15 protein-coding genes and 1 riboswitch are annotated in these 12275 nt (G+C 35.8%); all 15 genes read right to left on the bottom strand.

All coding sequences use genetic code 11. The features are described from left to right. Positions 1-177 precede the first annotated feature (177 nt). Positions 178-522: a monovalent cation/H(+) antiporter subunit G gene (mnhG, locus tag U9P79_04975; protein MEA2103980.1), complete on the bottom strand. Its 345-nt coding sequence runs from the start codon at positions 520-522 to the stop codon at positions 178-180. Further along, positions 515-856 carry a monovalent cation/H+ antiporter complex subunit F gene (locus U9P79_04970; protein MEA2103979.1) on the bottom strand — a complete coding sequence of 114 codons (342 nt, stop codon included), beginning with the start codon at positions 854-856 and terminating at the stop codon, positions 515-517. The genes mnhG and U9P79_04970 overlap by 8 nt, the downstream gene beginning before the upstream one ends. After that, the gene (locus tag U9P79_04965; GenBank protein MEA2103978.1) at positions 853-1356 is read right to left on the bottom strand and encodes a Na+/H+ antiporter subunit E; all 504 of its coding nucleotides are present in this window, start codon (positions 1354-1356) and stop codon (positions 853-855) included. The genes U9P79_04970 and U9P79_04965 overlap by 4 nt, the downstream gene beginning before the upstream one ends. After that, entirely contained in the window at positions 1356-2852 is a 1497-nt protein-coding gene (locus U9P79_04960; protein ID MEA2103977.1) for a proton-conducting transporter membrane subunit, read from the bottom strand. Before U9P79_04960 ends, U9P79_04965 begins: the two co-directional genes overlap by 1 nt. Continuing rightward, positions 2849-3193 (bottom strand): sodium:proton antiporter, encoded by a 345-nt coding sequence (locus U9P79_04955; protein MEA2103976.1) that lies wholly within the window; start codon positions 3191-3193, stop codon positions 2849-2851. Before U9P79_04955 ends, U9P79_04960 begins: the two co-directional genes overlap by 4 nt. A 4-nt stretch (positions 3194-3197) precedes the next feature. Further along, positions 3198-3647 carry an MnhB domain-containing protein gene (locus U9P79_04950; protein MEA2103975.1) on the bottom strand — a complete coding sequence of 150 codons (450 nt, stop codon included), beginning with the start codon at positions 3645-3647 and terminating at the stop codon, positions 3198-3200. After that, on the bottom strand, positions 3640-4176 hold the full coding sequence (gene mbhE, locus U9P79_04945) for a hydrogen gas-evolving membrane-bound hydrogenase subunit E (protein MEA2103974.1): 537 nt from the start codon (positions 4174-4176) through the stop codon (positions 3640-3642). The genes U9P79_04950 and mbhE overlap by 8 nt, the downstream gene beginning before the upstream one ends. Positions 4177-4269: 93 nt before the next feature. Continuing rightward, entirely contained in the window at positions 4270-6135 is a 1866-nt protein-coding gene (locus U9P79_04940; GenBank protein ID MEA2103973.1) for a proton-conducting transporter membrane subunit, read from the bottom strand. A gap of 59 nt (positions 6136-6194) precedes the next feature. Continuing rightward, positions 6195-7415, bottom strand: a complete 1221-nt coding sequence (locus tag U9P79_04935; protein ID MEA2103972.1) for a nickel-dependent hydrogenase large subunit — start codon at positions 7413-7415, stop codon at positions 6195-6197. 31 nt (positions 7416-7446) lie between these two features. Then, positions 7447-7887 (bottom strand): NADH-quinone oxidoreductase subunit C, encoded by a 441-nt coding sequence (locus U9P79_04930; protein ID MEA2103971.1) that lies wholly within the window; start codon positions 7885-7887, stop codon positions 7447-7449. A gap of 34 nt (positions 7888-7921) precedes the next feature. After that, positions 7922-8341, bottom strand: coding sequence for an NADH-quinone oxidoreductase subunit NuoB (gene nuoB, locus U9P79_04925; GenBank protein ID MEA2103970.1), 420 nt, complete (start codon positions 8339-8341; stop codon positions 7922-7924). 3 nt (positions 8342-8344) lie between these two features. Then, positions 8345-9286 (bottom strand): complex I subunit 1 family protein, encoded by a 942-nt coding sequence (locus U9P79_04920; GenBank protein MEA2103969.1) that lies wholly within the window; start codon positions 9284-9286, stop codon positions 8345-8347. A 28-nt stretch (positions 9287-9314) separates the two neighbouring features. Continuing rightward, the gene (locus tag U9P79_04915; protein ID MEA2103968.1) at positions 9315-9827 is read right to left on the bottom strand and encodes a 4Fe-4S dicluster domain-containing protein; all 513 of its coding nucleotides are present in this window, start codon (positions 9825-9827) and stop codon (positions 9315-9317) included. Between the two features lie 134 nt (positions 9828-9961). Continuing rightward, entirely contained in the window at positions 9962-10792 is an 831-nt protein-coding gene (locus U9P79_04910; GenBank protein ID MEA2103967.1) for an FAD/NAD(P)-binding protein, read from the bottom strand. A 1-nt stretch (position 10793) separates the two neighbouring features. After that, entirely contained in the window at positions 10794-11831 is a 1038-nt protein-coding gene (locus tag U9P79_04905; protein MEA2103966.1) for a 4Fe-4S dicluster domain-containing protein, read from the bottom strand. A 301-nt stretch (positions 11832-12132) separates the two neighbouring features. After that, positions 12133-12275, top strand: a riboswitch (cobalamin riboswitch). This riboswitch is flagged as partial in the annotation.

The following is a 12275-nucleotide window of genomic DNA, read 5'->3' as shown; positions in this document are numbered from 1 at the left end:
GTATTTACTCGTAACCGGCTTTGAAAATAAAGAACCGATCGCTTCTTTCAATTCACGCAGTTTTGGTAAAATCATTTTATTCTCCTTTTGGATTTAGCCACAAAATCACACAAAAAGGCACAAAATTCTTCTTTATCTTTTTTTCGTGTTTTTGTGAGATTTTGTGGCTCATGTCTGTTATTCCTGCAGTTCTTTATCTTCTTCATAACGGTCAACGATAGTTTCATCACAGAGTTTTATGTCAGCTCGATGAGCAGCACGAGCGATTGCATGCGCAGAAACCGGTGAAGTTAATAGAATGAAGATTGCGCAAAGGATTGCTTTGAAACCCATCGCTGTAAAACCGGAATAGACAAACACGCCAATTAAAATACCGGCTGAGCCAAAAGTAACACATTTTGTTGCGGCTTGTAACCTGTTATAAACATCAGGTAAACGGATTAAACCGAGCACTCCGAAAAAATCAAATAGAATACCGAATCCAATAATTATATAACCAATGGTTTGGTTTAAACTAAGCATCTAATGATCTCCCTTCCATAAATTTTGCTAAAGCTAAAGCACCAATAAAACTCTGCAAACCCCAAGCAATACCAATATCAATATAAAATGATCTGTCCAGAGCAATGGCAAGAATTGCACAAACCCCGATTATTAGCACTCCGAGAATATCAATCGCAACAATACGATCTGCTACCGATGGACCTTTCACAACTCTGATTAGAATAAATAAAGAGCAAAACAATAATATATTTATTAATCTGTATTCAAAGGGAATATTTTTTAAAACGAAAAAATTTATTACTAAAAAAGCAACAATAACAATCAAACCGATTAACCACTTAAAAGTTTTCATTCGAAAATTTCCTCCAATATTTTTTCAAATTTACCACCAATTTTCTTTGTTGCTTCTTCTGTGTCCTCAGTGAGCACATCAATCCAATGAATATACAAAAATTGATTTTCTTTATCAACATCAATGGTCAATGTGCCGGGTGTTAGAGTGATTGAGTTCGCCAACATTGTTAAAGCAGAATCTCTTTTCAATTTTGTTTTGATCTTAACAATTCCGGGTTTTACGGGTAGCTTTGGATGAATGACAATATAAGCGACGTGAAAATTTGCTTTTAACATTTCCCAAAAAAGTTTTACGATATATTTGATTGAATAAAAAATTCTGTTAAGATGAAATTTTCTTTCTGTTACGATTAAAATTTCTCCGGCAAAAATGGAGGTAACAAAAGATAAAAGCAATCCGGCAATGAGCGATTCGAGCGAAAACTTCATAGTGATTAAGATCCAGACCAGAAAAGATAAGAAGAAAACAGTTATACGGCTTTTAGTTTCTAATTTCATTATAAACTCCCAAGGAAAGGTAATATTTTATCAATGTATTGAGTTTTGTTAATTACGTTATTCACGACAGGATCAAGAGTAACGGTCTTTATTGATGGAATCAACAGTATTGAACTAACCAAACATAAGAAAGCAAGAACAATCAGCACAAATTTCATTGTGGCAGGAACTTTTTCCAAAATGCCCTTAAAATTACATTTTCCATAAAAGACATATTTTTGAACTTTCAAAAAATAAGCAAGTGTAATAATACTTAATAAGGCGGCAATCACACCGACAAAGGATTGTCCTGCTTGGAAACAAGCAATTATTATTATTAGTTTGCTAAAAAATCCATTAAAAGGCGGTATGCCGGAAATAGATAACGTTCCTACCATTGTTGTTGCAGAAGTAACAGGAAATTTTTTTGACATTCCTCCTAATTCCCTGATATCACGAGTTCCGGTTGCATATTCCATAGCACCGCTATCAAGGAATAAGAGAGATTTGAAAATGGAATGATATAAAAGATGAAGAATTCCACCTAAAATTCCGAGAGGAGTTCCAAGTGCGAATCCGAGAATAACATAACCGATTTGACTAATACTGCTGAAACCCAATAATCGCTTAAAATCCCACTGAACAAGGGATAAAAAGCCACCAATGACAATGGACAAAGTGCCGAGAAGTAATAGAATTGTTAAAACGACAGGAGGAGCGTTAAAAACATTATAAAATATTCTTACGAGAGCATACACACCGAGTGTCTTTATTAAAACACCGGAAAGCATTGCGGAAATGGGGGCGGGTGCAGATGGATGGGCATCAGGAAGCCATGCATGGAAGGGAACTAAAGCGGCTTTCAATCCAAAGCCGGTAATGAATAATCCAAACACAAGGAATAATATTTTTGAATTTTCGGTGTTTTGCAATATATGGCCAACCTGTGCCATATTTAAGGTGGAAGTAACACTATAAAGAATTCCGATACCGAATAAGATTATGGTAGAAGTTATTGCACCCATTGTGGCATATTTAAATGATGCTTCGAGTTCTTCTGCTTCTGTTCCGAAAGCAACAAGTGCATAAGCGGAAATCAAAGAAATCTCCATAAAGACATAAAGGTTAAAGAAATCTCCGGTAAGAATTACACCATTCATGCCAACGCACATTAACATAAAGAGAGCGAAAAAATTCCATTTCCCTGTAAAATGTTCAATATATTGAATAGAATAAAGGGCAGATAAAAAAGCGACCAAACTAACCACTATCAACATAAAAGCAGAAAAATTATCCAAAACAAGACCGATAGTAAAAGGAATATCCCAACCGCTCGTGTTTGTTAATATCATACCACCATGTGCGGGAAGTTTAAAAAATGCAATTATTGAGACGATGAAAATCCAACCGGTAGCAGCCAAAGCGATTGCAGCCGCAATATTTTCTTTCTTACGAGCAATCAGGGCAATGAGAAATGCCGCAACAAGCGGAATAAAAATAAACTGTGATAAAATCATCCTTTTAATCTCCTGATTTTTGTAATATCTAAGGTTTTGTATTTTTCATAAATTCTAATTGCAAGGGCAGACATCAAAGCTGTAATACCAAGTTCAATAACAATCGAAGTTAAAACAAGTGCCTGAGGAAGCGGGTCAACCATATCCGATGGTAAAATATGCAAACCTTCTTTAAGAATCGGGACAAGTGCACCGGTTCTGTAAGCTATTAAAATAAGAAATAGATTTACCGAATAGCCCATTATGCCAATTGCCAGTATTATTTTTATCAAATCCCGCTTTGTAATCGCACCATAAACGCCAACGAGAAATAGAAAAAAGCACATTATATACAGTATCATAGTCCTATCCTTCTTTCCTTTGATATGAAGCTAAGTAATAGAAAACCAAGTATAATCCCATTCCAACTTTTACACAAATTATTAGATTAAAAACCGGAATATAACCGGCACTGATAATATGGTACAAAGTACCTTTACCCATAAAATTTTGTAAGAAATGTCCAAGTGAATATAAACCGATAAGACCTATGACTATGAACAAAATTCCACCCAAAGCCTCCAAATTATGCATTGTGGCAATCTTCATTCGCTCATTCACATAATTTTTCCCAAATGCAAGGGTTAGATGAACATATGAGAGTGCCATAATCACACCACCGGCAAATCCTCCACCGGGTGAAAGATGACCGTGTATAAATATATACAGCCCGAACAAGAATATCAACCAAACGGTAAAACGAGTTATTGTTTTAACAATTAAGGACATGCCCTCATTGGGATATTTATTATGCATTTCTCTTCTTCCTTCCGATTTTTCGCAAAACGGTTAAAGAACCTAATATTGCTGTAAATAGAATTGTTATCTCTCCAAGTGTATCATATACACGATAATTTAGAATAATTGAAGTTATAATATTTTGAGAACCGGTTTCATCGCCGGCATTAACTAAATAATGTTCTGCGACGCGAACGATTGGTTTGCCAAAAGACGGTAAATCTTTCAGGGCAAAAATACTAAGGACAAATATGCTAACGAGAATTACTATAGCAATGATCGTTTCGGGAACATCTCTTTTTAGAGCAGTCAATGTGATTGAGCGTTTAGCAAATGCTCTTATCAAAATTATCATACATAGAATTTCGAATACAAATTGGACAAGAGCAAGATCAGGGGCGCCTAAGAACAGAAATGCCAAAGACAAAAACAAGCCGACGATGCCAATCGTGATGATCGAAGAGAGAATATTTTTAATCTCCAAGCAAGCTATTGAGCCGATTATCATCACTGCCAAGATAAAATAAAGCCACAATTCAACAGGCACTATTTCCTCCTATTATTTATTCCAAGGGATAAAGATCCAATGGAATTGATTGAGATAATAAAATTATTATACATTTTATTAAACCATTTATGTTTATAATGCATTAACAAGGATCAGTGTTACAATTACCAAACCGGCTAACATCCACATTGCATAAGTATGAAGTAAACCGGTATGTAGCTTATGAAAAATTTCACCAAATCCGAACGAAAAATCTTCAAACCATTTATATATATCGAAATATTTTTTTTCTGCCATTTTGTAAATTTGTCTAAATGGACTCATTTCTTTTATTTCATTATAGAAATCTACACCGGTAACTCTATTTGCTTCGGTAGTCGGTTTTGTGCCTACATATACTTCATCGAATCTTACTTTTTTGAAAATAAGATAAATAACCGCTCCGAGAATTATCGAGATAGCGAAAAGAAACATAATAACTTTTGTGCTATAGAAGCCCAGCAGAATATCCTCTAACAACGTGCCTGCCGGTAAAATCGGCAGGATAAATATTTTTACGGGAACAGCAAAAGCAAGCACACCAAAAATCACACAAAGTAAAGTGAGAAGATTGTTTGCAAACCAATTTACAAAAGGAACTTCTTTAACATCATCATATTTTTTTGGTAATTTGCTTAAAAAGATTGCATGAATAAATTTGATAAAACTGGCAAGGGTAAGGGCGCTACCAAAGACAGCGAGAACAAGACAAGTATTAATGATAATTTGCCAAATAGTTCCATGCCTTGAAGCAGTTTCCAAAATCCCTTGGTAAACCATCCACTTTGAGAAAAAACCGTTTAGAGGTGGAATCCCTGAAATGGATAAAGCTCCAATTAGCGCTGCCAAAAAAGTCCACGGCATCTTTCTTGCTAATCCACCCATATCATCAAGATCAGCTGTACCCGTTTGCTTTTCCACGGAACCAAAAGAGAGGAATAAGCTTGATTTGTAAATAGCGTTATTTACCATATGAAATAATCCGCCAATAATACCGATTGGATTTCCGGTGCTAATACCAAGCACCATGTACCCAACCTGACTTACAGCATGGTAACCCAATAATTTTCTCCCATTATGCTGAACGAGAGCCATCATAACCGCAGTAATCAAGGTGAATGCTCCAAGTATCATAACAATACCACGAATAAAGAACGGGATTGTGAATAAACCCATCATTATTCTGGCAAGGAGATAGATGCCGAGAAGTTTATCCATGGCTGCGGGAATAAGGGCAACGCTTTCAATTGGGGCATCTTTTGCGTAATCCGGAACCCATGTATGCATTGGAAATGCTCCGGCTTTGGCAAAGGCTGCGAGAAGAATACAGAAAAATGCTACATAAGATAATCCGCTGGAAAGGGTAAGATGAATATCAAACAAATTCAAACTAAATATGTTCGCAAAAGAAATACCCATTATCCCGGAACCGTTGAGCATTAACTGTTTTATCGCAATGATAGCAATACCGATAATAAGCAAAACGTCCGAACCACCAATAATGATGAACGATTTGTTAGAAGATTCCGTTGATACTTCGCCTTTGAGTAGCCCAAATAAATACAGCATCAAACCGGACAGTCCCCAAAAGCAGATGAAAGCGATAATGTTTGCACTAATTACAGCTCCGTTGGCAAAACTTACAACCAAAGGAAAAAGAAGGAAATATTTGCTTTCAAACTTTTTATCCACATTTTTCAAAGAGTAGATCAGGATGATCAAGCTCAAGATATTTACAAATAAGAGGATAAAATTGGAAAGAGAATCGGTATGTAAAACCTGAGTGTTTAGAATCGAAAAACTCAAGCTGCCGGCAACAAAAGCCTTTATGCTGAAAATCAGGGTTAATAAAACGCCAGCAAATGTCAAAACTTTTTTGATCAATTTCGGAACTACAAGGTTAACGAGAGCAACAATGAGAGGAATTATGACAACTAAAAACAAATAATTATTCCACATTTATCTTTACCTTTCAAAACCTTGCGAATGTTTGAAAACCTACGCAATGGTTTGTGTTTTTATGCTTTATCAAAAATTCTATCAATAGGTGATTTGTCATTTTTCATGATACTTTTACGAATTTTCTCGGTTTTTGCACGAGAAAGAGATAAAAGTTCAGCATCCACTTTTTTATTATTTACATCGGTTGTTCGAATGGTTCGTTCTGTACAACAATAACATGGATCTACAGCAGCGAGGGTAATGAGAGCATCTGCGAGAGGGATACCTACACAGGATGCTTTGTAAGTGGGAATGTTTGAAAAACTGGGAGCACGAACTTTGTGTCTGAGAGGTCTATTTGTCCCATCGCTTCTAATGTAATGGAAAACTTCTCCGCGAGGAGCTTCATATCTTCCGCAACCTTCTCCGGGTGAAATTTCTTTTACCGGATTCAAAACAGGTCCACCGACTTTTGGAAATGCTTTCAAACACTGACGCATTATTTTTACAGAATCAATAACTTCTAACACCCGAACTACAAGTTTATCATATACATCACCGTGCGGAAGAGTAATAACATTTACATCCACTACTTCATAAGCAGTTGGGTCATCACGTCTTACATCTATATCCACACCCGATGCTCTTGCCGTGGGCCCATTTGCACAATAGTTTATTGCATCTTCTTTTGTGAGAATTCCGACGCCTTTTAGTCTTGATCTTAAAACAGGGTCATCCTTTGCCGCACCAGCGAGCATGATCATTTGTTTTTCGAGATCATCAAGAACTTTGTGATATTTTGGAATAGTAGCATTATCAAAATCTCTACCAACTCCACCTACTCTCATCATTGCGTAGTGGTTTCTGTTGCCGGAAACGAGTTCTGAAAGTTGAAGAATGGGTTCTCGGTATTTCCAACACCACATCCAGAGTGTGTCGTAGCCGATGAAATGACCGGCAAGTCCAAGCCATAACAGATGACTGTGAATTCGTTCAATTTCCCCAATCAAAACGCGTATATATTTTGCTCTTTCCGGAATTTGAATATCATCAATATCCTCAATAGCATTTACTAAGGCGAAAGGATGAGAAGTGGAGCAGATTCCACAGATTCTTTCCACTAAAAATATTGATTGAGTATAACTCATTGACTCCGATAATTTTTCGTGTCCTCTGTGCATCCATCCGGTTTCCATTTCAATATCTACGACTTTTTCACCTTCTACCTTTATATCAAAGAATTCTGCTTCTTCCAAAAGCGGATGAAAAGGACCTAAGGGAATTCGACATTTACTCATGTTTTTCTCCTAAAATTTATACAGATAGCCATTATTTATCTTTATCACGTTTCAATCTCATTGGATGATCTGTTTCTTTAAAATGAGGATTTTCGAAAGTCAACAACTTTTTTAAATCGGGATGACCTGTGAACTTAATTCCGAAAAGGTCGTACATCTCTCTTTCGATCCAGTTTGCACCTTCAGTGATGGAAACGATTGAATTTATTTCCGGATTCTTTAATCCTGTTTTCACTCTGGGATTATAAAAAGTTCCTGTTTTATCATCGGAAAAGTGATATAATACTTCAAGACCATCGTAAACTTCTGTGGCAGTACAAATGGATAATCTACATCCCATATTATTGAATAGATAATCGGCTACTTCCCGAATATCTTCATTCTTCACATTAAAATAATATCGCTTTCGCGGTTTATTTTCAATGATCTTTGTAAATTTTCCTTCAAACTTTTTGAAAAATTCTTGATTCATATTTATTTCCTAATAGTTTAAGCAATTACAAATTTTATGTTAGTGTTCCAATCAATTTAACCAAACCATCAATCATAGCTTCTGGTTTTGGCGGACATCCGGGAATAAATGCGTCAACCGGAATAATTTTATCTAATGGAGCTCCAGCACGATTATAACTTTTTTTGAAAGTAGCACCCCCCACAGTACAAGTTCCAATGCCGACTACGAAAATCGGTTTTGCAGCTTGTTCATACAGTTGCCTAAGACGGGGAGCTACTTTATGGTTTACTACACCGGTACAGAGCAAAACATCAGCATGGCGAACAGAGCCAACAAGTTTGATACCGAATCTTTCAATATCATATGCAGGAGTAATAAGATCGAGAATTTCAATATCACAATTATTACAAGGACTGACACTTACGTGAAAAACCCAAAGAGATTTTGTTAATATTTTTGTATATAATGACATTTATTACACTCCTAAAATTGCCAAAATTACTGCGATAAAAGCCAAGGGACTGGCATATCTCCAAAAAAATTTTAAAGCGGAATCTATACGAACACGGGGATTTGTATTTCTAATTAAAATCATAACAACTACTATCAGTAAGTATTTTCCTATCCCACCGATGATGCTACCAAACGATGTGAAATGAAAACCACCCCAGAAGAGGATGACAAGCAACATTGGTAAAAATACGTACATCATAAAATGGCAAAGTTTCCAGAGAGCGAGAAGCGGACCGGAATATTCCATCAAAGTTCCTTCAACAATTTCCGTTTCTGCTTCGGCAATGTCAAAAGGTCGCAAACCCATTTTTGCTTGAATACAAATAATGCCGATAATGAAGGCGATAATTCCCGAAGCCGAACCGATTATCATACCATTTGTTTCCTGAAATCCGATAATCTGATGAAAATTTATCTTATAACCGGATTGAATTATTGGAACAAGTAAAACGAGGATAAAAGCCAAATCATCAGAAAGAACCATCTTCATTTCGCGGCTTGCACCAATACTTGAATAAATATTTCCGGTAGAAGACGCTCCGATTATCATTGCTACGGAATAAATTGCCATCAAATAAACGATGAAGAGCAGATCTCCGCCAATTCCCATCTCCCAGAAAAAAGCAGCACCCACTAAAGTAGAAGACATTAATACAGTTGCAAAAGCGATAATAGGGGCTATAATAAATAAGAAATAAGGGGAATCTTTGATGAGTATAACCTCTTTGCCCAACAACTTAAAAACGTCATAGAAGTTTTGCAACAACGGTGGTCCCTGCCGAAATTGGACTCTGGCGGTAACTTTTCTGTCAACCCAATCAACGATCAAACCAAAAACGGTTACAAAAAGGAAACCGGGGAAAATCAATAAATAAAATAAAAATTTCAAACTATCAATAACCATACATTTCTCCGAGTATTAGGAAATAATTTTACTTTTCCAATTTATTTTCTTTAGCGCGCCAACTCTTTGTTCTCACAGCAATGTGTTCACCCACAAAAAATAGATTCTCAGCCGGATTCTCTTCTTCAAGATCGGCTATCTGAATTCCATCATTTTCTGCAGTTAGTACACATAAAGGTTTGTAATTAGGGTCTTCGGTGATTTGGTTCAGGCAGTAATCACATTTTGCAGTAAGGTAATTTATAGTTTCAGGGAAAATTGTTCCAAAAGGACAAGCAAGAGCGCAACTGTTACAACCAACACATCGCATATTGTATCTCTTTATCAAATTTGTTTCAGTCCGTTCCAAAGCATCTTTGGGACAGGCTGCCACACAAAAAGCGTCCTTGCATTGGCGACAATAAACACCAAATTCTGCGAGTTCGATCAATGAAAAAACACCTCTATTTGCTCCCTCGTGATAAAGGTATCCACAATCAATCTTTTCGAGTGCTTGAGGATCTTTAATAATCTTTGGTAAATCAATCAGAAGTTTCTTCATTACAATTTTTTCCTTCTTTATTTTCTATGAACATATTAATTTTCATAAATTAAATTCATTATTTTTTATTTTATTCTATTTGAAATAAATCCATTTTCGTGGTTTTTCGTGTGATTTCGTGGCTAATTCAACTTTCATTCCCAAATTTTCTCTGCACCTTTTATCATGTCATAACTAAACACGGGACCATCTTTGCAAGCATAATATTCTCCGATTACGCAATGGCGGCATTGACCAAAACCACAGTACATCTTCTTTTCCATAGAAAGATAAATATTTTCGTCTTTGAAGCCTTTATCAACCAAAGCAAAAGTTCCAAATTTCATCATAATGGGAGGACCGCAAACGATTGAAACTGCATTTTTGGGATCAATTTTTATATCGTCCAATAAGATAGGAACAACACCAACTTTTCCATCCCATTTTTCTCCATCCGGAATTTTATCCACACAAGTCATTAAGTGAATTTTATCTATTTTATCCCATTCGAGGAAAAAATTTTTGTAAATCATATCTTCCGGAGAACGAGCGCCAAAACAGACAGTAATGCTTTTGTAATCGTCAATATCGTGGATTAAAGTGAGCAGTAAACATCGCAAAGGAGCTAAACCAACGCCACCACCAAGTAGAAGGACATCTTTTCCTTTAAATTTATCAAGGGGATAACCTTTTCCGTAAGGACCGCGAATACCAAGAATATCACCGGCTTTTACCTTATGCACTTTACCGGTAACAAATCCGGCATTCATGATTGAAACATCCATTTCAAATGGGTCTTGATAATGTGAAGAGGATGGTGTGAACGGTGCTTCACCAATTCCGGGAACTGATAATTCTACAAATTGTCCGGTTTCAAATTTAAGCGGTTTTTCAAGTTTCAGTTGGAAAGTTTTTATTTGAGGTGATTCCTCAATTACATTAAGCACATCTGCTTTTATAACGTCAAAAGGATTCGGAGAATTCAATTTACACCTCCTGTAATTTTTTTATCACTTCTCTCTGATCAATTTCTGCGGGGCATACGGCAATACACCTGCCACAACCTGTACAACCGTATTGAGAAAAATTCTTTTTCATAAAATCAAATTTGCACTGATATCTGTTTCGGAATCTTTCCCAAACTCTTTCTCGTGGACTTCCGCCTCCGGCAACTTCTGCATAACCGGTAAGTTGGCAAGAATCCCAAGTTCTGATTCGCTTAAAATCAGCACCAACACTTTCATCATTTACAATTATACAATAGCAACTGGGGCAAATATTGGTACACCCGCCACATTCAACGCATTCTTTGCTCAATTCCGACCAAACTTTTACATCCTGATTTTTAGAAATTTTAGAATAATCTCTCTTTGCTGAAAAATCTTTATTGATCTCTGATAATTTTTTGTTAACTTTATCACGTTGAACGGTTAATTTTTCAAGAATATCTTCGGGAGCATCTTTCACATTACAATGTTCATACAACAAATCAAGAAGTTTTTCACCTTTTTTGCTACCTAAAGTAACGATATATTTGTCATCAATCTGGCTCAAGTTCAAATCGAAAAGCCCATCATCTTTTTGAGGATAGGGAGTATATTCCATTAGGTTGCAATGGCAACTTTGCAAAGCATCATCGCAATCGCTACTAATAATGTAAGTGTTTTCTCGCCAAATTTTGTAATTAGGTTCAACAAAATTATCTTCAAGCAGTGCTTTGTCATAGATTCGCAGGGCAAGCAAATCACAATTTTTTACACCGAGAACAATTCTTTTTCGGGATTCTGCGGAAGGGGGAAGCACACTTTCCGAAGTTAGATAAAATAGAGTTTTCAAAGGGTCAATAGTGCGATATTTATTTAAAACAAAGTCATTGTCCCCTGAATATTTTTTATATGAAAGATTATCTTTTCCATCATATTCAGTTTGATATGGTAGAAACACATCAAAATTCTCTTGAACATTTTGAATCAATTTAATAAAATCAAATCTTTCTACTAAAAGCGGAATTTTAGAAGAAGCCACTATTTCATCCTTTCACGTGTTTATTTATATGTAATTAATATGAATTAAAATTTGAACCAACTTATATTTTTTTTGCATACTTTTTTTTTCGCAGATTTTCTATGTCAAGCATTTTGGATTAAATTTTCAATCATTATTTTTTCTTGCAGAAATTTTTAAATAAAATTTATCATAACACGAGTTCAATTTTAAACTCCTTACCTGTTGTAACAGAATCCCCTTAATTGTAACCTTTGTGAAATTCTCTCTTCCACGGAAATCTTGACATAAAAAATGACGCAGTTTATTTTAAGAAAAATTTTTATAGTGTGATTTACAAGGTGTCCGCTTGATTTTATGCAAACGGAGAAAAGGGAATCCCGTAATATTCACCAACCGGTGAATTGAATCGGGAGCGGTCCCCGCCACTGTAATCAGCAATTTCGGAGAAAAGTCACTGTCCGC

Source organism: Candidatus Cloacimonadota bacterium (genome assembly GCA_034661015.1).
In the GTDB taxonomy this organism is placed as follows: domain Bacteria; phylum Cloacimonadota; class Cloacimonadia; order JGIOTU-2; family JGIOTU-2; genus JAYEKN01.
Note: the sequence above shows the minus strand (reverse complement) of the source record. Positions and strands in the feature narration are given on the sequence as shown.